The 22,424-nt window shown below is 43.0% G+C and carries 19 protein-coding genes and 1 pseudogene; 18 read left to right on the top strand and 2 right to left on the bottom strand.

Going from position 1 to position 22,424, the window contains the following annotated elements:
* The first annotated feature begins 148 nt into the window (after positions 1–148).
* The 13 genes from M3205_RS10315 (at position 149) to pyrE (ending at position 13,732) form a co-directional block, all read left to right on the top strand.
* The gene (locus M3205_RS10315) at positions 149–436 is read left to right on the top strand and encodes a hypothetical protein (protein WP_251169828.1); all 288 of its coding nucleotides are present in this window, start codon (positions 149–151) and stop codon (positions 434–436) included.
* Positions 437–515: 79 nt separating this feature from the next.
* Positions 516–1,013, top strand: coding sequence for a signal peptidase II (gene lspA, locus M3205_RS10310; protein WP_251169827.1), 498 nt, complete (start codon positions 516–518; stop codon positions 1,011–1,013).
* Positions 985–1,896 carry an RluA family pseudouridine synthase gene (locus M3205_RS10305; protein WP_251169826.1) on the top strand — a complete coding sequence of 304 codons (912 nt, stop codon included), beginning with the start codon at positions 985–987 and terminating at the stop codon, positions 1,894–1,896. The genes lspA and M3205_RS10305 overlap by 29 nt, the downstream gene beginning before the upstream one ends.
* 190 nt (positions 1,897–2,086) lie before the next feature.
* On the top strand, positions 2,087–2,632 hold the full coding sequence (gene pyrR, locus M3205_RS10300) for a bifunctional pyr operon transcriptional regulator/uracil phosphoribosyltransferase PyrR (RefSeq protein WP_076255660.1): 546 nt from the start codon (positions 2,087–2,089) through the stop codon (positions 2,630–2,632).
* A gap of 138 nt (positions 2,633–2,770) precedes the next feature.
* A complete protein-coding gene (locus tag M3205_RS10295; protein ID WP_251169825.1) occupies positions 2,771–4,075 on the top strand; it encodes a solute carrier family 23 protein in 1,305 nt (434 codons plus the stop codon).
* Between the two features lie 148 nt (positions 4,076–4,223).
* Complete coding sequence (locus M3205_RS10290) at positions 4,224–5,162, top strand: aspartate carbamoyltransferase catalytic subunit (protein ID WP_251169824.1); 939 nt, start codon at positions 4,224–4,226, stop codon at positions 5,160–5,162.
* Entirely contained in the window at positions 5,125–6,411 is a 1,287-nt protein-coding gene (locus M3205_RS10285; RefSeq protein WP_251169823.1) for a dihydroorotase, read from the top strand. The genes M3205_RS10290 and M3205_RS10285 overlap by 38 nt, the downstream gene beginning before the upstream one ends.
* Positions 6,408–7,514 carry a carbamoyl phosphate synthase small subunit gene (locus tag M3205_RS10280; RefSeq protein WP_251169822.1) on the top strand — a complete coding sequence of 369 codons (1,107 nt, stop codon included), beginning with the start codon at positions 6,408–6,410 and terminating at the stop codon, positions 7,512–7,514. The genes M3205_RS10285 and M3205_RS10280 overlap by 4 nt, the downstream gene beginning before the upstream one ends.
* Positions 7,493–10,705 (top strand): carbamoyl-phosphate synthase large subunit, encoded by a 3,213-nt coding sequence (gene carB, locus M3205_RS10275; RefSeq protein ID WP_251169821.1) that lies wholly within the window; start codon positions 7,493–7,495, stop codon positions 10,703–10,705. The genes M3205_RS10280 and carB overlap by 22 nt, the downstream gene beginning before the upstream one ends.
* Positions 10,705–11,481 (top strand): dihydroorotate dehydrogenase electron transfer subunit, encoded by a 777-nt coding sequence (locus M3205_RS10270; RefSeq protein WP_311315723.1) that lies wholly within the window; start codon positions 10,705–10,707, stop codon positions 11,479–11,481. Before carB ends, M3205_RS10270 begins: the two co-directional genes overlap by 1 nt.
* On the top strand, positions 11,478–12,419 hold the full coding sequence (locus tag M3205_RS10265; RefSeq protein WP_251169819.1) for a dihydroorotate dehydrogenase: 942 nt from the start codon (positions 11,478–11,480) through the stop codon (positions 12,417–12,419). The genes M3205_RS10270 and M3205_RS10265 overlap by 4 nt, the downstream gene beginning before the upstream one ends.
* Positions 12,391–13,107, top strand: a complete 717-nt coding sequence (gene pyrF / locus M3205_RS10260) for an orotidine-5'-phosphate decarboxylase (RefSeq protein WP_251169818.1) — start codon at positions 12,391–12,393, stop codon at positions 13,105–13,107. The genes M3205_RS10265 and pyrF overlap by 29 nt, the downstream gene beginning before the upstream one ends.
* On the top strand, positions 13,097–13,732 hold the full coding sequence (pyrE, locus tag M3205_RS10255; RefSeq protein WP_251169817.1) for an orotate phosphoribosyltransferase: 636 nt from the start codon (positions 13,097–13,099) through the stop codon (positions 13,730–13,732). The genes pyrF and pyrE overlap by 11 nt, the downstream gene beginning before the upstream one ends.
* Positions 13,733–13,796: 64 nt before the next feature.
* Here the strand turns inward: pyrE and M3205_RS10250 are convergent.
* Together M3205_RS10250 and M3205_RS10245 are read right to left on the bottom strand one after the other, a co-directional pair.
* Positions 13,797–14,948: pseudogene (locus tag M3205_RS10250) on the bottom strand (IS3 family transposase).
* A gap of 107 nt (positions 14,949–15,055) precedes the next feature.
* Positions 15,056–16,771, bottom strand: a complete 1,716-nt coding sequence (locus tag M3205_RS10245; protein WP_251169816.1) for an Rqc2 family fibronectin-binding protein — start codon at positions 16,769–16,771, stop codon at positions 15,056–15,058.
* Between the two features lie 592 nt (positions 16,772–17,363).
* Here M3205_RS10245 and M3205_RS10240 point away from each other — a divergent pair.
* From M3205_RS10240 to rpoZ, 5 genes are all read left to right on the top strand, one after another.
* A complete protein-coding gene (locus tag M3205_RS10240; protein ID WP_251169815.1) occupies positions 17,364–20,042 on the top strand; it encodes a calcium-translocating P-type ATPase, SERCA-type in 2,679 nt (892 codons plus the stop codon).
* Between the two features lie 178 nt (positions 20,043–20,220).
* Positions 20,221–21,093, top strand: coding sequence for a YicC/YloC family endoribonuclease (locus M3205_RS10235; RefSeq protein WP_251169814.1), 873 nt, complete (start codon positions 20,221–20,223; stop codon positions 21,091–21,093).
* Between the two features lie 60 nt (positions 21,094–21,153).
* Positions 21,154–21,417 (top strand): extracellular matrix/biofilm regulator RemA, encoded by a 264-nt coding sequence (gene remA / locus M3205_RS10230; RefSeq protein ID WP_026585597.1) that lies wholly within the window; start codon positions 21,154–21,156, stop codon positions 21,415–21,417.
* A gap of 10 nt (positions 21,418–21,427) precedes the next feature.
* Positions 21,428–22,042, top strand: coding sequence for a guanylate kinase (gene gmk, locus M3205_RS10225; RefSeq protein ID WP_251169813.1), 615 nt, complete (start codon positions 21,428–21,430; stop codon positions 22,040–22,042).
* Positions 22,043–22,044: 2 nt separating this feature from the next.
* Positions 22,045–22,266, top strand: coding sequence for a DNA-directed RNA polymerase subunit omega (gene rpoZ, locus M3205_RS10220; RefSeq protein WP_035328865.1), 222 nt, complete (start codon positions 22,045–22,047; stop codon positions 22,264–22,266).
* Positions 22,267–22,424: the final 158 nt, after the last annotated feature.

Below are 22,424 nucleotides of genomic sequence, written 5' to 3'. Positions count from 1 at the left end.
GGGCTGTTTTTAATTAACTTTTTCAAATCCTTTTTTATAAATAATTCCACCTTCACTAAATGTTGTGCCGTTTGCTAAAAGTTTGTCCGTGTCTGAATTCCGTTCCGAGAAAATAATAAAGTAAACATCTCAGAACGGAGGAAAAAGCATGGATGCAAAAGCAGAAGGGCTATATACAGAACTCCGTAATACAAGACAGGAAATATTGGAAAAGCTTATGGAGGGCAACAGTTCCCCGTGGATAAAGCCTATTTTATTGGAAGAGTTGCATGATATTGAACAAACACTCACCAAAATGGAATCAGGTAATTTCGGAAAGTGTGAAATTTCGGGTGAGCTGCTGCCTGAGGATTTGCTGCAGATGATTCCTACTTTAAAAACAATGGAAGATTGCAGCAGACTGGGGAATTTCTACAGAAAGTCTATTTTCCACTGAGTTTATGAGTGTGCTGTGTTTTTTATTCAGATTGTGCTAAAATGCAAAGGTAATGATATGAGATTTGGGGGTTGCCTTTGTGTTTTATTACATAATTGCATTGTTCGTTATCGCACTTGATCAGTTTACGAAGTGGCTGATTGTAAAGAACTTTGAATTAGGGGAAAGTGTTAAAGTTATTGAGGACTTTCTTTATATTACATCGCACCGCAACCGTGGCGCTGCCTGGGGCATCCTGCAGGGGCAAATGTGGTTTTTCTACGTTATAACCGTTATTGTCATAATTGGTATCATTTATTACATTCAAAAAGCAGTCAAAGGCAAATTGCTTCTTGGAGTCTCTTTGGGCCTGATGCTGGGCGGAGCAATTGGAAACTTTATTGACAGGGTATTTCGAAAAGAAGTGGTGGATTTCGTAAACACTTATATTTTTGGCTATGACTTTCCTGTTTTCAATATTGCTGACTCGGCGCTGGTCATTGGCGTAGGACTATTGATGATTCAGATGCTGCTTGAAGAGAGAGAAGCAAAGAAAAAGGAGAAATCTTATGGAGAAAATGGAACACATCATTCCTGATGAACAGGCAGGAGAAAGAATAGATAAAGTGTTATCTACATTGAATGCGGATTGGTCAAGAACACAGGTGCAGCAATGGATCAAGGATGGTAATGTTTTAGTGAATGGACAAAGGCCTAAAACTAATTACAAATGTTCCACAAACGATAAAATTGAAATATCAATTCCAGAACCAGAAGAACTGGATGTAGTTCCTGAAGAAATGAATTTGGATATTTATTATGAAGACCTGGATGTCCTCGTTGTAAATAAACCGAAAGGAATGGTTGTTCATCCTGCTGCCGGGCACGGAACAGGAACACTTGTAAATGGTCTTATGGCTCATTGCAAAGACTTATCAGGAATTAATGGGGTCATGAGGCCCGGAATAGTCCATAGAATCGATAAAGATACGTCGGGGCTTCTCATGGTTGCAAAGAATGATGTGGCACATGAGAGTCTTGTGAACCAGCTGATGAACAAAACCGTTACACGTAAGTACCGGGCTATTGTCCATGGAGTTATTCCACACGACTACGGTACTATAGATGCGCCAATCGCCCGCGACCCCAAAGATCGTCAAAGTATGAGTGTTGTCGACAATGGAAAACATGCAGTTACGCATTTTCAGGTCATTGAACGATTCAAGGATTTCACACTGGTGGAATGCCAGCTGGAAACGGGAAGAACACATCAAATCCGTGTTCATATGAAATACATTGGATATCCTCTTGCAGGGGATCCTAAATACGGTCCCAGAAAAACCCTTGATATCGGGGGACAGGCACTTCATGCAGGCGTTCTTGGCTTTGAACATCCACGTTCTGGCGAGTATCTTGAATTTGAAGCACCTGCACCTGCTTATTTTAAGGAACTGGTAGAGAACCTGGAGAATAACCGTTGACAATTGTCCAATAGTGCTATATGATGGCTATAGCTGAATAAGTCCTTTAAAACAGTCCCGTGAGGCTGGGAAGGAAACGGATCGAATAAGGAGAATTGTGTCCTTACTCTGCAGAAAGAAGTCGTTTACCCTCTCACCTGATCGGTGAGAGGTTTTTTGTATATAAAATCTGATAATAAGGGTGATCATGATGCCGCAGCAAAAAGCAATTGTTTTGGATGACCAGGCAATCAGGAGAGCGCTGACCCGGATTGCTCATGAAATCATAGAAAAAAATAAAGGAATAGAAAATTGCATTCTGATTGGCATCCGAACCAGGGGAATTTACCTGGCGAACCGCCTGGCGGAAAGAATTGAACAAATCGAGGGAGCCAAAATTGATGTAGGCGAACTTGATATCACTCTCTATAGAGATGATCTAACGAAAAAGACTGAAAATCAGGAGCCGCTTGTCAAAGGCTCGGATGTTCCAAAAGATATTAACGATCAGAAGGTGATCCTGATTGATGATGTTCTTTATACAGGAAGAACAGTTAGAGCTGCCCTTGATGCGCTGATCGATATAGGGAGGCCTTCTCAGATTCAGCTTGCAGTCCTTGTAGACCGCGGCCATAGGGAGCTTCCGATAAGAGCTGATTATGTAGGAAAGAACATTCCAACCTCCAGTTCGGAAAAAATTGTGGTCGAGCTGAAGGAAGTGGATGAAAACGACCAGGTGAGTATATTTGAAAATTAAATAGCCCTTTTAAATGCAGTCCAGAGAGGCTGGCAAAGGGGAACACAGCAGAACCGGTCTGTCTTTTGCTGTGCTCTTGCACCCTCTTTGCACTCCTGCAAAGAGGGTTTTTTAATAAAATGCAGAGGAGAGATCGTAATGAATAAGCCTATCTTAGATATAAAGGATATTCCAAAACCAGCCCATTGGCTGACATTAAGTTTACAGCATTTATTCGCAATGTTCGGAGCCACTATACTTGTACCATACTTAGTAGGATTAAATCCTGCCATTGCGCTAATCTCAAGCGGATTGGCAACGATAGCCTTTCTAATCATTACAAAATGGCAGGTGCCGGCATATCTTGGTTCATCCTTCGCATTCATTGCCCCGATCATAGCTGCCAAAGCAGCCGGTGGCCCGGGTGCTGCTATGATCGGCAGCTTTATGGCTGGGCTTGTGTATGGGGGAGTAGCCCTGATCATCAAAAAAGCAGGCTACCGCTGGATTATGAATTTGCTTCCGCCAATTGTGGTAGGACCTGTGATTATTGTAATCGGATTGGCATTAGCAGGGACAGCAGTCGGGATGGCTATGAACAATCCTGAAACTGGTGAATACAGCATGCTTCATTTTTCAGCAGCGCTTATCACCTTAGGTGCAACAATCATCTTTTCCATCTATGCAAAAGGCATGCTCAGTATGGTGCCGATTCTGGCAGGGATCATCATTGGCTATGTTTACTCACTGGCTGTGGGACTTATCGACTTCTCGCTTGTACAGCAAGCAGCCTGGTTTGAAATGCCGGAATTCTTATTCCCGTTCGCAGATTATGAAGTGAGGATAACCCTGGATCTTGCGCTTTTAATGATTCCAGTAGCTGTTGTGACAATCTCTGAACATATCGGCCATCAGCTTGTCCTTGGAAAAGTAGTTGGAAAAGATTACATTAAAGAACCGGGTCTTCACCGCTCCATCCTTGCTGATGGAACAGGAACAATGATCTCTGCATTAATCGGGGGTCCGCCAAAGACAACTTACGGTGAAAATATTGGAGTACTCGCCATTACGAAAATTTACAGTGTTTACGTACTTGCAGGTGCTGCAGTCATCGCCATCATCTTTGGATTCATTGGTAAGGTAACAGCGCTGATCAGCTCAATCCCTACACCAGTAATGGGCGGCGTATCGATCCTGCTGTTCGGAATCATCGCTTCATCAGGATTAAGAATGCTGGTTGACAGCAAAGTGGATTTTGGAAACAACCGCAATCTGGTTATCGCATCAGTCATCCTTGTCCTGGGAATTGGCGGAGCTCATATCGAGATCTGGTCATTCAAACTGGAAGGAATGGCACTGGCAGCAATCAGCGGTGTTCTCCTAAACCTGATTCTCCCTGGCAGGGAAGAGACAAAAGAGGATATATTTGATACAGAAAACGAAAAAAAAAATAATGTAGCTTAATGCTTTTTAACTAAGTCCGAGAGGCTTAAAAGGGTGTTGGCGGCAAACCTGGCTATTCGGTATCAGTGTATCCGTATATCTGGCTGCCTCAACTTTTCAGCACCCTGACCTAATCGGCAGGGTGCTTTTTTTGAAGAGGAGGAAAAAAATGAAACATTTGCTTACTACCTCAGAGTTGGAAATTAATGAAATCAATAAAATACTTGCGGATGCGCAATATTTTTTAAACGGCGGAAAATGGACCCCTGAACAAAAGGTTTTTGTCGCTAATCTTTTCTTTGAGAATAGCACAAGAACTAAATGCAGCTTTGAAGTGGCGGAAAGACGGCTTGGACTGGACATAATTCCTTTTGAAGTCAGCACATCAAGTGTATCCAAGGGTGAGTCACTATACGATACAGTCAAAACATTGGAAGCGATCGGTGTGCATGCAGTCGTCATCCGCCACAGCGAGGATCGCTACTTTGACGGATTGGCAGACAAAAGCGGTGTGTCCATCCTGAATGCTGGGGATGGCTGCGGGCACCATCCAACACAATCATTGCTGGATCTGCTGACGATTAAACAGGAATTTGGATCCTTTGAAGGAGTAAAAGTAGCCATCATCGGTGATATCGCACATAGCCGTGTCGCAAGATCCAACGCAGATGCACTTGTCCGGCTTGGTGCGAAGGTTGTTTTTTCAGGTCCAAAAGAATGGTTTAATGAAGAATTACTTGAGAATGGAATGTATGAAGATGTTGACACAGCTATGGAAACTTCTGATGTTGTCATGCTGTTGAGAATACAGCATGAGCGGCATGCATCAAAAGCTGACCAAACGGCTGAAGAATACCATCTGGCATACGGCCTTACAGAAGAACGTGAAAGAAAAATGAAGTCAAACAGCATTATAATGCATCCGGCGCCTGTAAATCGGGGTGTTGAAATAGCTGATTGTTTAGTTGAATGCGGGCGCTCCAGAATTTTTAAGCAAATGCAAAATGGTGTGTACATCCGAATGGCTGTATTAAAACGATCAATTGAACATATTGAAGGGGGAGCTAAACATGTCAACATTGATAAAAAATGGCCAGTTGCTTACTAAGGAAGGAAACTTTGAAAAAACAGACATTTACATAGGGTCAGGAAAAATCACTGAGATAGGTGCAGGTGTGGGGAAAGAGGCACAGCAAGTGATTGATGCAGAAGGATTGCTGGTTGCTCCAGGTTTTATAGACCTGCACGTCCACTTGCGTGAACCAGGCGGAGAAAAGAAAGAAACAATCGAAACTGGCACAAGAGCAGCTGCTAAAGGCGGTTTCACTACCGTTGCAGCGATGCCGAATACCCGGCCGGTACCTGATACAAAGGAGCAGCTTGAAAAATTGAACAGCCGTATTGTTGAGACAGCGGCGGTCAATGTTCTGCCTTATGCGTCGATTACAATCCGTGAGCTTGGTCAGGAATTAACCGATTTTAAAGCTTTGAAGGAAGCCGGGGCGTTTGCTTTTACAGACGATGGAGTTGGGGTGCAATCAGCAGCCATGATGCTTGAGGCAATGAGGAATGCCGCAGAACTCAGGATGCCGATTGTTGCCCACTGCGAAGAAAATACCCTCATTAACAAAGGCTCCGTACATGATGGTGTTTTTGCTAAAGAGAACGGTTTGAATGGTATTCCTTCCGTCTGTGAATCAGTGCAAATCGCAAGGGACGTTCTTCTAGCCGAAGCTGCTGGCTGCCATTATCATGTCTGCCACATCAGTACGAAAGAGTCTGTCAGAGTGGTAAGAGATGCGAAGCGTGCAGGTATCAATGTATCAGCCGAGGTAACACCTCATCACCTCCTGCTTTGTGAAGATGATATCCCGGGTATGGATGCTAACTTTAAAATGAATCCTCCATTAAGAGGAGCAGATGACAGAGCGGCCCTAATCGAAGGATTGCTGGATGGCACTATAGATTTTATTGCCACCGACCATGCACCACATACAGCAGCAGAAAAAGAAGAAGGGATGGAGCTGGCTCCTTTCGGGATTGTCGGACTTGAAACTGCCTTTCCGCTTCTCTACACCTGCTTCGTTGAGAAGGGGATATTCACACTAAAGCAGCTAATTGATTACTTAACAATAAAACCAGCAGAGGCATTCGGCATTCAGTCAGGGAAATTGGAACCTGGTGAAATAGCAGATCTTGTCCTGCTTGACCTAAACCATCAGGAAAAGATTGATCCTGCTCAGTTCTTATCAAAAGGGAAAAATACGCCATTTACCGGCTGGGATTGTAAAGGCTGGCCGATAGTAACTATAGCAGGCGGAAAAATTGTTTGGAACAGAGGGAGTGTAAAAGCATGAAAAAACAGCTGATTCTGGAAGACGGAACAATTTTTATTGGAAAAGGACTCGGCAGTGATACGAATTCGATTGGAGAAGTAGTTTTCAATACAGGAATGACGGGTTATCAGGAAATACTGTCTGACCCATCCTACTGCGGACAACTCGTAACCTTAACATATCCTTTAGTCGGTAATTATGGGATAAACAGAGACGATTTTGAATCGATCTCCCCGGCAATCGCGGGTTTCATTGTGAAAGAAGCCTGCGAGTTTCCGTCAAACTGGAGAAACGAACAATCGATTGAAGAATATTTTAAGTTGAAAAATATCCCTGGAATTGCTGGCATTGATACCAGGAAATTAACAAGAATTATCAGGCAGCATGGTACGCTGAAAGGTGCAATTTGCAGTATAAGTGAAAACCCGGAAGTCATCATTGAAAAACTGCGAGCAACCAAGCTGCGAAACGATCAGGTTAAGCAAGTGTCTACTAGGACACCTTATCCGAGCCCTGGCCGTGGCAGAAGGGTAGTCCTTGTAGATTTCGGAATGAAACACGGGATCTTAAGAGAATTGAACAAACGGGATTGTGATGTAATTGTTGTGCCTTATAACACAGCAGCTGAAGAAATACTCAGCATGAGCCCGGATGGAGTTATGCTTTCAAATGGTCCTGGAGATCCGAAAGATGTTCCTGAAGCCATCACAATGATTAAAGGGTTGCTTGGAAAAGTACCGATTTTCGGAATTTGTCTGGGCCATCAGCTTTTTGCTCTTGCTTGCGGTGCCAATACAGAAAAACTGAAATTCGGCCATCGCGGTTCAAACCATCCAGTAAAAGACCTGCAAACCGGAAAAGTCGCTTTAACATCTCAAAATCATGGATACTCAGTAGAAGAAAATTCACTTACAGGTACTCCGCTTGAAGTAACACATATCGCATTAAACGATGGAACAATTGAAGGCTTAAAGCATAAAGAAGTCCCTGCATTCACTGTGCAATATCATCCCGAAGCTTCACCTGGACCGGAGGATGCAAACGGATTATTTGAACAATTCTTGCAAATGATTGAATCACACAAAGAGGAAGGTGCTGCAGCATGCCAAAGCGTACAGATATAAAAAGCATTTTAGTAATCGGATCAGGACCAATTGTCATCGGGCAGGCAGCAGAGTTTGATTATGCCGGAACACAGGCGTGCATTGCATTGAAAGAGGAAGGCTACCGCGTAATCCTTGTAAACTCAAATCCTGCTACCATTATGACAGATACTGAGATTGCTGATGCGGTATATATAGAGCCGCTTACGCTGGAATTTGTCAGTCGCATTATCCGGAAAGAACGCCCTGATGCGCTTGTTCCAACTCTTGGGGGACAAACGGGATTAAACCTGGCAGTGGAGCTTGCGGAATCAGGTGTATTGGAAGAATGCGGGGTTGAAATCCTCGGTACAAAATTATCAGCTATCCAAAAAGCGGAAGACCGGGATCTTTTCAGAAACTTGATGAACGAGCTTGGCGAGCCGGTGCCTGAAAGTGAAATTATTCATAACCTGAATGAAGCATATGAATTTGTTAACAGAATTGGTTATCCGGTCATTGTACGCCCTGCTTTCACTTTAGGGGGAACAGGCGGGGGAATCTGCCATGATGAAGAAGAGTTAATTGAAATTGTGACGAGCGGATTAAAGAATAGCCCTGTTACACAGTGTTTGCTTGAAAAGAGCATTGCAGGCTTTAAGGAAATTGAGTATGAAGTGATGCGGGACTCCAATGACAATGCAATTGTTGTCTGCAATATGGAAAACTTCGATCCGGTAGGTGTCCATACAGGTGATTCAATTGTGGTAGCTCCAAGCCAAACTTTGAGTGATCGAGAGTATCAGCTGCTCAGAAACACTTCTTTAAAAATTATCCGTGCCCTCGAGATTGAAGGAGGGTGCAATGTCCAGCTGGCACTTGATCCAGAAAGCTTCAATTATTACATCATTGAGGTTAACCCGCGTGTCAGCCGTTCATCAGCACTGGCATCCAAGGCAACAGGTTATCCGATTGCCAAACTGGCAGCCAAGATAGCGGTGGGGCTGACACTTGATGAAATGATGAATCCTGTGACAGGAAAAACATATGCCTGCTTTGAACCTGCATTGGATTATATTGTTTCAAAAATCCCGCGCTGGCCGTTTGATAAGTTCGAATCTGCGAACCGTTCGCTTGGCACCCAAATGAAGGCTACAGGAGAAGTAATGGCGATAGGACGAACATTTGAAGAATCTCTCCTGAAAGCAGTCCGCTCACTTGAAGCCAACATTTATCACCTTGAGCTGAAGGATTCCAGCCAAATTTCTGATGAATTAATCGAAAAGCGGATCCGGAAAGCTGGAGATGAGCGTCTGTTTTATATCGGGGAAGCAATCAGAAGAGGAGTCACGATCGAGACGATCCATGAATGGAGCAAAATTGATTTATTCTTCCTTTATAAGATTAAGAAAATCATAGATTTTGAGAGTGTACTAACTCAAAATCCTTTTGACCCTGAAACAGGGAAAGCTGCAAAGGAAATGGGCTTTGCCGATCTGGTAATTGCCAGGCTGTGGGATTCAAATGAGTTGGAAGTATACAGCTGGAGAAAAGAACATGCGATTGTACCGGTTTATAAAATGGTTGATACATGTGCAGCGGAATTTGAATCGGAAACTCCGTATTTCTATGGAACTTATGAAGATGAGAACGAATCGGAAGTAACTGACCGCAAAAGTGTTGTCGTTCTCGGCTCAGGACCAATCCGTATCGGGCAGGGAGTGGAGTTTGATTACTCAACTGTACACGCAGTATGGGCCATTAAGGAAGCAGGATACGAAGCCATCATAGTTAATAATAATCCTGAAACAGTCTCTACTGACTTTAGCATCTCCGATAAGTTATATTTTGAGCCGCTTACAATAGAAGATGTCATGCACATCATCGATCTTGAGAAGCCGGAAGGTGTAGTTGTGCAATTTGGAGGACAAACGGCGATTAACCTTGCAGCAGATCTTGTTGAAAGAGGAGTAAAAATTCTGGGAACGTCTCTCGAAAGCTTAGACCGGGCAGAAGACCGGGATAAATTTGAACATGCTCTTACAGACCTTGGCATTCCGATGCCAAGGGGAAAGACTGCCCTATCTGTGGAACAGGCAGTAGCAATTGCCAGTGAAATTGGATATCCGGTGGTTGTCCGTCCATCTTATGTACTTGGCGGAAGAGCCATGGAGATCGTATATAAAGAAGATGAGCTTCTGTACTATATGGAAAATGCTGTAAAAGTGAATCCCGAACACCCAGTATTAATAGACCGATATTTAACTGGGAAGGAAATTGAAGTGGACGCTATCTCGGATGGTGAAAATGTCCTTATACCCGGCATCATGGAGCATATCGAAAGAGCTGGGGTTCACTCAGGTGATTCCATTGCGGTCTATCCTCCCCAAAATATTTCGGAAGCTATTAAAGACAAGCTTGTCGAGTATACCGGAAAGATGGCCAAAGGCCTTGGCATTATAGGTCTTCTGAATATCCAGTATGTAGTGGCTAAAGGAGAAGTATATGTCTTGGAAGTCAATCCGCGTTCAAGCCGGACAGTTCCGTTCCTGAGCAAGATTACGAATGTGCCGATGGCCAAAATTGCCACAAAGGTTATCATGGGGCAAACTCTTGCAGAGCAGGGCTTTGGTTCAGGTCTTCTACCGGAAAGAAAAGGCGTGTACGTAAAAGTGCCGGTGTTCTCTTTTGCAAAATTAAGAAGAGTAGATATCACTTTAGGACCTGAAATGAAGTCTACCGGTGAAGTGATGGGGAAAGACTCCACGCTTGAAAAAGCCCTTTATAAAGGCCTTGTTGCTTCCGGTATGAAAATCCAGCCGTATGGCACTGTACTCATGACTGTCGCTGACAAGGATAAGGAAGAAGCTTTGCAGCTGGCAAAAAGATTTGTATCCATCGGCTACAGGCTAATGGCGACAAGCGGAACAGCTCTATACCTGCAATCTGAAGGCATTCCTGTAAAAGTGACCGGAAAAATTGGCTCGGATGGCCCTAACCTTCTGGATGTCATAAAAAATGGCGAAGCACAATTTGTTATTAATACTCTAACAAAAGGGAAACAGCCTGCCAGAGATGGTTTCCGCATCCGCCGCGAATCAGTGGAAAATGGCGTGCCATGCCTAACCTCTCTTGATACGGCAGAAGCAATACTTCAAGTGATGGAATCAATGAACTTTTCAGCAGATGCTATGGATAAACCAGAAGAAGTCCGGGAGGCGGTTTTATCTTGATAAGACAGGAACAATGTAAAGTAATATCACAAATAAAACTGGCCGAAAACATTTACGAGCTCACCCTTCAAGGTGAGCTTGTTCATGAAATGAAAGAACCTGGGCAGTTTGTTCATTTGAAAATATCTGAGGGCTATGACCCGATGCTGAGACGGCCAATCAGCATTGCAGAAATTTTACCTGATGAAAGCCAGTTTAAAATGATTTACCGTGCTGAAGGAAGAGGAACGGCATTGCTTTCAGAAAAAAAACCTGGTGATTACACTGATGTACTGGGACCGCTTGGAAATGGGTTTCCGATCAGCGTAGCTGGCCGAGGAGAGACGGCACTTCTTGTAGGGGGAGGAATCGGAGTTCCCCCTTTATATGAACTGTCCAAACAGCTTGTAAACCGCGGCGTTAAGGTAATTCACGTCCTGGGCTTTCAATCGGCCAGTGCAGTTTTCTATGAAGAAAAGTTTGCGCGGCAGGGCGAGACCTTCGTGGCTACAGCTGATGGAAGCGCAGGAACGAAAGGCTTTGTTACAGATGTTATTAAAAGGCTGAATATTGATTTCGATGTTTTATATTCCTGCGGTCCGACGCCGATGCTGAAGGCGCTTGAAAATCAATTCCCTCATAAAAAGGTATTTCTGTCATTGGAAGAACGAATGGGATGCGGCATTGGGGCATGCTTTGCATGTGTATGCCATACAGGGGATGACCCTGAAGGATACAGCTATAAAAAAGTCTGCAGTGACGGACCGGTCTTTAAAGCAGGGGAGGTAGTTCTATGAATTCATTAAACGTCAGTCTGCCTGGACTGGAATTGAAAAATCCAATCATGCCTGCATCAGGTTGCTTTGGCTTCGGCAGGGAATTCAGCCAGCTTTATGATTTGAGTAAATTGGGCGCAATCATGATAAAGGCGACGACTTTAGAGCCCCGATTTGGAAATCCAACACCAAGAGTGGCGGAGACATCTGCAGGGATGCTAAATGCAATTGGGCTGCAGAATCCCGGTCTGGATAAAGTGGTAAATGAAGAACTGGTATGGCTTGAACAATACGATGTACCGATCATTGCCAATGTAGCCGGTTCGCAGGAAGAAGATTATATTGCGGTTGCCAGGAAAATATCTGCAAACCGGAATGTACATGCGCTTGAACTTAACATCTCATGTCCGAATGTGAAAACAGGCGGAATGGCATTCGGCACTATTCCGGAAATTGCAAAAAATTTAACGAAAAAAGTAAAAGAGGTTTCTGAGGTACCTGTCTATGTGAAGCTTTCACCAAATGTCACAAATATTGTAGAAATGGCTAAAGCAGCAGAAGATGGTGGAGCTGATGGTTTAACGATGATCAACACGCTTGTTGGCATGAGAATCGATCTAAAAACCGGCAAGCCGATTCTTGCAAATAAATCAGGCGGGCTTTCAGGGCCAGCCATTAAGCCAGTCGCACTTCGGATGATCTATGAAGTGAGCCAGCAGGTATCCCTTCCAATCATCGGCATGGGAGGAATTGAATCTGCGGAGGATGTCATCGAATACTTCTACGCTGGGGCAAGTGCAGTAGCGGTAGGAACAGCTAACTTCATAGATCCTTTTGTGTGTCCGAAAATTATCGATGAACTGCCGGAACTTATTGGTAAGCTGGGGTATGAAAATATTTCAGAATGCACAGGAAGGAGCTGGAATAAATTTGAAAAAACCTCTCATTATTGCTCTTGATTTTCCAGGAAAACAGGAAGTTCATCAGTTTCTGAAAAACTTTGAAAATGAAAAATTATTTCTTAAGGTCGGCATGGAGCTGTTTTACCAGGAGGGACCTTCCATTGTTCATGATTTAAAAGAACAAGGGCACGATATTTTCCTTGATCTCAAGCTTCATGATATTCCTAATACAGTAAAAAGTGCCATGAAGCGTCTTGCAGGGCTTGGCTGCGATATGGTTAACGTGCATGCCGCAGGGGGAAAAGCCATGATGGAATCAGCCTGTGAAGGACTGGAGGCAGGCAGCACAGGAGAAAGACCATCTTGTATTGCTGTGACACAGCTGACAAGCACATCGGAAAAGCAAATGAATTCAGAGCAATTAATTCCTGTTTCATTAAACGAATCTGTTCTTCATTATGCAAAACTCGCCAAAGAAGCCGGACTTGATGGTGTAGTTTGTTCAAGCTTTGAGGCAAGTGCGATAGCTTCGAAAGTAGGCTCTGCCTTTTTGACTGTAACACCGGGAATACGCCTGTCATCAGACGATAATGGAGATCAGAAGAGAGTGGCCACACCTGAATTCGCAAGAAAAGAAGGGGCTTCTGCCATTGTAGTGGGTAGGTCGATTACCAGAGCGGAAAATCCTTTCGAAAAGTATATTCAATGCAAACAATCCTGGGAGGGTGTTCTGAATGAAGCATAAAATAGCAGAAAAATTACTGGATATAAAGGCTGTAGCGTTAAACCCAAATGATCCGTTTACTTGGTCTTCAGGGCTGCGTGCCCCAATCTATTGTGATAACCGTCTGACACTGTCTTTTCCTGAAGTCAGAAAGGAAATTGCAGCAGGTCTTCAGGCTATCATTCTGGATGAATTTCCTGAAGCAGAACTAATTGCAGGAACTGCCACGGCTGGCATTCCGCATGCAGCCTGGGTCAGTGACAAGATGGAACTGCCAATGTGCTATGTCCGCTCCAAGGCAAAGGGCCATGGAAAAGGAAAGCAAATTGAAGGACAAGCAGTCAAGGGCCAAAAGGTTGTTGTTGTTGAAGATCTCATCTCAACAGGAGGAAGTGCCATAACTGCTGTCAAAGCTTTAAGGGAAGCAGGCTGTGAAGTACTGGGCGTGGCTGCAATCTTCACATACCAGCTTGAAAAAGGAAAAGAAATGCTGGCTGAAGAGAACATCAAAGCATATACGCTGACTGATATTGAAGCTCTCACAGAAGTAGCAGTTGAAAAGGGCTTTATCCAGGAAGAGGATATGAAGAAACTTCTTGAATGGAGAAAAGACCCTGCTGAGTGGGGGAAGGTATCTCAGGTTTAGTCAAATAAAAAAAGCAAGCATCTGAACTTACCTAGTTAAATGAGACATATATAAAACACCACTATTAGGCTGCTCTCATTCCAAATTCCTTTGGAGTGAGAGCAGCCTAATTTTTCTTGTATTCTGCCCTCATAATAATGAGACATATACTGATCAATTTTAGAAATAACATTAAGGATTGATATAGAATTGAATTTAATATATTGAAATCCCTCAGTCTTTAGATTAGAATGGAACGATTCTATAACAGCGTTATCCCAACAGTTTCCACGTCTGGACATACTGCTAACTAAATGATTTTTCTTTAAAGCGTTCTGATATGAATACGAAGTATAGACACTTCCTTGGTCTGTATGGATAATAATCCCCTCGGGATTATTCCTTTTTGTTAAAGCTTCATCTAAAGTATCAATTACTAAAGGAACTTGTTGGTGATTATATAGTTTATATGCAACGATTTCATTGTTATACAGATCCATAATCGTTGAAAGATACAATGGTTCGCTCCCATATTGAATATACTTTATGTCTGTAACCCATTTTTCATTAGGTTTACTTGCAGTAAAATCACGATTTAGAAGATTAGGGGCTATAACTTCACTTTCACCTTGGGACTTCCACTTTCTTTTCGGCTTCACCTTACATTGTATATGGTTCTTTTGCATAATTCTTTGCACTGTATTTCGATTTAGTTCAATATTGTACTGACGTTTTAAGATAGCCTTAATTTTACGATGGCCATTTCGATATTTTGTTTCCTTACAGATTTCAATAATTAAATCTTCATGCTCATTTTTGTGCTTGGTAAATCCCTTTAGCCAACGGTAATAGCTTGAACGTGCTACTTTTAGAATCTTTAATATGGATGTAACCGTGTACTTCTTACTTAATTCCTCCACCATTTTCACTACTACTCTTTTATCCACTCCTTTTTCATCTTTAAGTACTTTTTTAGGATTTCATTCCGAGTGATTTGGTTGTTTTTTCGTTCATCCTCACTAGAAAATTGAGGACCATGGCCAAAAGTATACTGTTTACCAATCGGTTGATCAAAACGGTGAATTTCTCCCTTCTTATACCAGCGAACCCAGGTCTCGATCTGTGATTTATTCTTTATCCCATACTTCTCCATTATTGCTTTGGTCGTCAATTTACCCTCAAGCTTATCTCTTACAGCCGCCCATTTTATTTCACTTGAATATACGTTTTTGCCCATGCAAAAACACCCCCGATAATGTACTGTCTACAGTGTACATTTCGAAGGTGTTTTATATTGTCTTATTTCATTAGGTTAGTCCAATCGGAGCTTGCTTTTTTATTTATTTAAAGATTTTGTTTTAAGAATAGAACGGTTTCTTCATCAGGAGTAACGTAAACAGTCTGCTGATTGTCATATATAACAAATCCAGGTTTCGCGCCGCTTGGCTTTTTCACATGCCGGACTTGGGTGAAGTCCACGGGTACGGAACTGGAATTGCGGGCCTTGCTGAAGTAAGCCGCGAGGGATGCAGCTTCAAGAATTGTTTCTTCTGCCGGCTCCTTGCTTCGTATAACCACATGCGAACCAGGAATATCTTTTGTATGCAGCCAGATTTCATCCCTTCCGGCTAATTTGTTCGTTAAATAGTCATTTTGCTTGTTATTTTTCCCAACTAGTATTTCCGTTCCGTCCGTGGCGGTATAGCGGTCCAAAACAGGCTTTAGGTTTTGCTGTTTCTTGTTTCCCTTTTTCTGCCTTTCACGAATATAACCGCCTTCTGCAAGCTCTTCTCTTATTTCGGCAATGTCTCTTGGTGATGCTGTCTCGACCTGCTGAAGAAGAGACTCGAAGTATGCGGCTTCCTCTTCTGCTTTTTTAATTTGCTCTTTTACTGCAATTACGGCATTCTTTGCTTTTTGGTATCTTGTAAAATACTTTTGGGCATTCTCGGAAGGAGTCTTTTGAGGATCCAAAGGAATCGTCACTGAAGCGCCATTTTCATCGTAATAATTGACGACTTTCGTTTCCTTCATCCCCTTTTGAATCGCATAAATATTTGCCGTGATCAATTCCCCATATAATTGATGTTTATCGGCATTTTCCGCTTCATGAAGGGTTTTTTTCAGCTTATCAATTTTCTTTTCATTCTTTTCTTTCTCATTTACTATAAACCGTTCAAGATCATTGGATTGCTGTTTGACCCTGTCTCTCTCTGCTTTGCCAAAATAAAAGCGGTCCAGCATTTCACTTAGGGAACTAAACTCCCGGCTTTCTCCTTTTAGATGCTGGAGGGGCAATAAATAAAAGCTTTCTTTATTTTCCCTTTCTGTAATGGCCGGCCTTATTCTATGGACTTTCAGCAAGTCAATAAAATGCCGGAAACTCTTAGGAACAGTGGTCCTGTTTACAAGACCTGCATGGTGTAACACTTCTTTTGCAAAAAGCGGTGAGATTCCGGAGAAACCCGCCACAAGCTGTTTATCAACTTTCCCGCTGTTAAAATCAATCTTACGCAGTATAGCTTCTTCATCCGCTTCGAAGGGATCCATTTTATCCTGAGATGGAGGGAGAATGTACTCCTGTCCTGGCAAAATCGCACGATGGCTATTAACGGCAAAAGAAACATGCTTGATGCTGTCGAGAATGATATTCCGGGTTTTATCCACCAGCGTAATATTGCTGTGTCTGCCCATAATCTCAACAATCAGCTGTTTATAAGATGTATCGCCAATCTCATTCCTGCCTTTCACCTCAAGCACGATAATACGGTCAAGCCCGATTTGATGGACATCTTCAAGTATGTAGCCTTCCAGGTGCTTTCTTAAAAGCATACAGAACATCGGGGGCTCTGAAGGGTTTTCGTGTGTTTCATTCGTCAGCTGCACTCTCGCATAGCTTGGATGGGCAGACAGCAAAAGCTTGTTATTCTTCCCATTTGCCCTCACAACTAAAATAATTTCATTTTTATATGGCTGCTGAATCTTATTGATTCTGCCGCCCTTTAAAGTATCTATGAGCTCTTTCGTCATAGCTCTTGTGAACAAACCATCAAATGACATATCGGAACATCCTCTTCTATAAAAATTACATTAGATATACATTATTCTTTCATTTATTATATAAAAATCAAGTTTAACTGCTTGGTTTTTCATATTTCAGGCGCCTTCCGCTTTTCTAATGCTGTCTAGCTCCAGGCGCCATCGGCTCGAGGTCATAAGTCAATCCGTCAAGAAGGTTAAAAAACAACCTCCATGCCGGCTTGTCTTATGCTTGTCGCCGATAAGCGGGCGCCTGGAGCTTTTCTAATGCTGTCTAGCTCCAGGCGCCATCGGCTCGAGGTCATAAGTCAATCCGTCAAGAAGGTTAAAAAACAACCTTCATGCCGGCTTGTCTTATGCTTGTCGCCGATAAGCGGGCGCCTGGAGCTTTTCTTATTAATAATAGCATTTTTTTGGACAGGGCTGAATATGCTTTCTTTAGAGTGAGATTGGACAACTCTGCCTTGTTTTAGCAGAAGAGGATAGTCTGCCATCTGGCGGATGCCCTTAAAGTCTGGCTGTGAGTGCTTAAGCATTATTCTCGGGTATATTCCCTTGCACCCAGGCACTCATGGCTTTTCTCAAACCACAAAGGAGGAAGTGTGATGTCCGGATGAAGTTCCATGAAATGAATGAAAGGGAGGTTGAGCAGGCCTTAAATACAGACATTAAGGCAGGCTTAACAGAGGATGATGTAAAAAAACGCCACAAACAATATGGCTTTAATGAATTGAAAGAGGGAGAAAAGCAGTCTGCTTTACTCTTATTTTTTAGTCAATTTAAAGATTTCATGGTTCTTGTTTTACTAGCTGCCACCTTGATTTCGGGGCTGCTTGGTGAATATATTGATGCAATTGCCATTATTGCAATTGTGATCATAAATGGGTTTCTGGGTTTTTTTCAGGAAAGGAAAGCGGAAAAGTCGCTGAGTGCACTTAAAGAGTTATCCGCTCCTCAAGTAATTGCTCTTCGGGATGGAGAGTGGAGGAAAATTCCTTCCAAAGAAGTGGCAGTCGGGGATCTGCTTAAATTTTCTACGGGCGACAGAGTGGGTGCAGATGTAAGAATAGTAGAATCTAATAGCCTTGAGATTGAGGAGTCTGCTTTAACAGGAGAGTCGCTGCCTGTTCAAAAGAGGACCGGATCCCTGAAAACGCCTAACCTCGCTATTGGCGATATGGAAAATATGGCTTTTATGGGTACAATGGTGACCCGCGGCAATGGATTGGGTGTGGTTGTCGGAACCGGGATGAATACCGCTATGGGACAAATTGCTGATCTTCTGCAAAATGCCGAAACCATGACCACACCGCTCCAGCGGAGATTGGAACAGCTCGGCAAAATCCTCATTACGGCAGCGATCTTCCTTACAATTCTCGTTGTTGCGGCAGGTGTGATGCAGGGACAGGAATTATATACAATGTTCCTTGCCGGTGTCTCATTAGCTGTTGCGGCAATTCCCGAAGGGCTGCCTGCCATTGTCACGGTGGCGCTTTCGCTTGGTGTTCAAAGGATGATCAGGAAAAAGGCAATCGTACGGAAACTTCCTGCAGTTGAAACACTTGGCTGTGCATCTGTTATTTGTTCAGACAAAACCGGAACCATGACCCAAAACAAAATGACCGTAACCCATCTCTGGAGCGGAGGAAAAGAATGGAGAGTAGACGGAGTAGGGTATGAACCGCAAGGGCAGTTTTATCGAAATGAGAGCCAGATTGAACCGAAAAGTGATAAAGCGCTCCAGCAGATGCTGATGTTTGGCATGCTGTGCAATCATGCGGAAATACAGCAGAAAAATAATGAGTTTGTAATTGATGGTGACCCAACTGAAGGTGCTCTCCTTGTAGCAGCCATGAAAGCCGGCTATAACAGAAGCAGTCTGCTGAATCAGTTTCAGATTATTAATGAGTTTCCGTTTGACTCTTCCAGAAAAATGATGAGTGTTGTGGTAAAGGATCATAATGGAAGACAATTTATTGTTACCAAAGGTGCTCCCGATGTCTTAGTCGGGAAAAGTGAATCTGTTCTTTGGGAGGGAAGGCGCAAGATTCTTTCGAGGGAGCTTTCAGGTGAAATTCAGGCAGCCATAGAAGATTTGGCTTCACAAGCATTAAGAACGATCGCGATTGGCTATAAAGAAATCCCGTCTAAGAATGTCATTCTTGATGAAAAAGAGGCGGAAAAGGGATTAACTTTTATTGGGCTGCAGGGGATGATTGATCCGCCAAGGCCGGAGGTTAAAGAAGCAGTCAAGGAATGCAGGGAAGCAGGAATTAAAACGATCATGATCACAGGAGATCATGCGATTACAGCACAGGCTATTGCCAAACAGTTAGGTATTTTAACAGAAGATTCCAAAGTACTTCAAGGAAAAGACCTTGCGGAGATGTCTGTAGAAGACCTCGAAGATGTGGTTGAGGATGTCGCGGTATTTGCCAGAGTATCTCCCGAGCATAAATTAAAAATTGTCAAGTCTCTCCAGAATAGAGGTCATATCGTTGCCATGACAGGAGATGGAGTCAATGATGCTCCGGCCATTAAAGCAGCGGATATTGGCATTTCCATGGGCATAACAGGCACAGATGTTGCTAAAGAGGCATCTGCACTTGTATTGCTTGATGATAATTTTGCTACCATAAAAGCCGCGATAAAAGAAGGAAGAAATATATACGAAAATATCCGCAAGTTCATCAGGTATTTGCTTGCATCAAATGTTGGCGAGATACTGGTAATGCTGTTTGCTATGCTTCTGGCCCTTCCGCTGCCATTAGTGCCAATTCAGATTCTATGGGTGAACCTCGTTACGGATGGGCTTCCTGCAATGGCTCTGGGACTTGATCAGCCTGAGGAGAATGTGATGAAGCGAAAACCAAGGAGTCCTAAGGAAGGTGTCTTTTCAAGAGGGCTTGGCTGGAAAGTGGTTTCAAGGGGATTCTTAATTGGCCTTGTGACATTACTGGCGTTTATTTTTGCATACCGGGCAAATCCGGATCATCTTGCATATGCACAGACAGTAGCATTTGCCACATTGGTTATGGCTCAGCTGATCCATGTATTTGATTGCCGCAGTGAAAAATCAGTGTTCTCAAGAAATCCATTTGGCAATAAATATTTAGTCTGGGCAGTCATCTCTTCCCTTGTTTTAGTGCTAATCGTCATATACTATCCGCCGCTTCAGCCAATTTTCCACACTGTCCCTATTGAATTGCGCGACTGGTTTATGATCACAGGACTTTCAGCCATTCCAACATTTTTACTGGCAGGCACATTTTTCGCAAGAAAAACAAAATAAAATATGTTATAATCCTTTAGGTAGTAGAGAAGAACTCTATTACCTTTCTTTTTTTGCACAAACATATAAATCTCCATCACTACTTGATTTTTATACATAAACTGCACAGGCGCCATGCCGCTAACAGAAAGTAAGTGCTTTTTATAAGCTGTGCTTTTCCCTAAAGGAAGTGTGAGAAATGGCAGTAAGCATGACTGGATATGGCAGAAGCAAGAAAGATTCCGGGCAAGGCTCCATTACGGTTGAAATCAAAACTGTAAATCATCGTTTTACCGAATTTCAAATAAGAATGCCCAGACAGCTGATGCATATTGAAGACAAAATAAAGAAAAAGCTTAACAGGCATATCAAAAGAGGAAGAATCGAGGTTTTTATCACCGTTGACGGTGATGTCCTGGCCAGCCGAAAAGTAAATGTTGACTGGGAACTATTAGATGAATATTATCAATACATAACTGCAATTCAAGCAAAGTATCAAATTCAGACGGAACTATCCATCGGTGATGTCATTCGCGAAGAATTGATTAACATTGAAGAGAAAGAGTCCGGCAATGAGGAAATGACCCAGCTGGTCCTTTCTTCAGCTGAAGAGGCATGCCTGCAGTTAATGCAAATGAGGATAGCTGAGGGTGATGAGCTGGAAAGTGATCTTCGCAGCCATCTTAGTCTTTTAAGCAATAGTGTCATCAAACTGAGAGAGTATGCACCAAAGGTTGCACAGCTTTACCGGGAAAGATTGCAAAAGCGTATGAAGGAATTTCTTGATGGCCAGGTGGATGAATCGAGAATTTTGACAGAGGTAGCAATATTCGCTGATAAAGCGGATATCAGTGAAGAACTAATAAGGCTGCAAAGCCATATAAGCCAGTTTGAGCATACACTTCAGCTTACAGAACCGGCAGGCAGAAAGCTCGACTTTATTCTGCAGGAAATGAACCGGGAGGCCAATACGATAGGCTCTAAGGCAAATAGTGCAGATATAGCTGCCGAAGTGGTAGAAATAAAGAGTTTATTGGAAAAAATGAAGGAACAGGTTCAAAATATTGAATAGCAGTTGTTTAGATTCCGGCTCTGGGGGTCAAACTAAATAACTGATGATTGGAGGACCCAAATGTCAATTAAGCTGATCAATATCGGTTTTGGCAATATTGTATCTGCCAACCGGATTATATCAATAGTCAGTCCCGAATCTGCCCCTATAAAACGGATTATTCAGGACGCACGGGACCGGGGCTCTTTAATAGATGCTACATATGGCAGGCGCACACGTGCAGTTATCGTTATGGACAGTGACCATGTCATTTTGTCTGCGGTCCAGCCGGAAACCGTCGCACACCGATTAAATGACCGTGATGAAATTATTGAGGAAGGGTAGGATTTTATAAATGAAAGAAAAAGGGTTATTAATCGTTCTATCCGGGCCCTCAGGTGTAGGAAAAGGAACAGTAAGAAAAGAGATATTTGCTCAGCCTGATACTGCGTTTGAATATTCTATTTCAATGACAACGAGATCTCCGAGAGAGGGAGAAGTCAATGGAGTTGATTATTTTTTCAAGACGCGTGAGGAGTTTGAAGAGCTCATCAGGCAGGATAAGCTGCTTGAATATGCCGAGTTTGTCGGGAACTACTACGGCACACCGGTTGATTATGTAAGAGAAACACTCGACCGCGGCAAAGATGTTTTCCTTGAAATTGAAGTTCAGGGTGCCCGCCAGGTACGGGAGAAATTTCCGGACGGCCTGTTCATCTTCCTGGTTCCTCCTAGTCTGTCAGAGCTTAAGAACCGTATCGTCACGAGAGGGACAGAGACAGAAGATATCATTAACAATCGCATGAATGCCGCGAGAGAAGAGATTGAAATGATGAATCTATATGATTATGTTGTAGAGAATGATCAAATCGATCTTGCCTGTGAAAGAATAAAATCCATAGTGGTAGCTGAACACTGCCGCAGGGAACGTGTAGAACCTAAATATAAAAAAATGCTGGAGGTAGAATAAATATGCTTTATCCTTCTATTGATTCCCTAATGACAAAGATTGACTCCAAATATTCACTTGTTTCAGTTGCTGCCAAGCGTGCACGCAAGCTTCAGCTCAATGCCAGACCGCAGCTTGAAAGATACAAATCACATAAAAATGTGGGCAAAGCACTTGAGGAAATACATGCAGACCAGCTTCATTACCGCCTGGGTGAAAAAACGGCCAATGAATCATACGAGTGAAATCGCTGAATAACAACCTTTAAAAAGGTTGTTCAGTTTGTAGACAAAAGGGTTCGGAATAGTCTCATTCCGGACCTCTTTTTTGAATTTTATTGGCTTTGAAGCATTTTCAGATGATGATAGACCTCTCCGAGGTCATCTTCTAGGCCATTTCTGGA

Origin of the sequence: Cytobacillus firmus (assembly GCF_023715565.1) — a bacterium.
In the GTDB taxonomy this organism is placed as follows: domain Bacteria; phylum Bacillota; class Bacilli; order Bacillales; family Cytobacillaceae; genus Cytobacillus; species Cytobacillus firmus_C.
The sequence above is the reverse complement of the archived record's forward strand: the minus strand, read 5'-3'. Positions and strand labels throughout refer to the sequence as shown.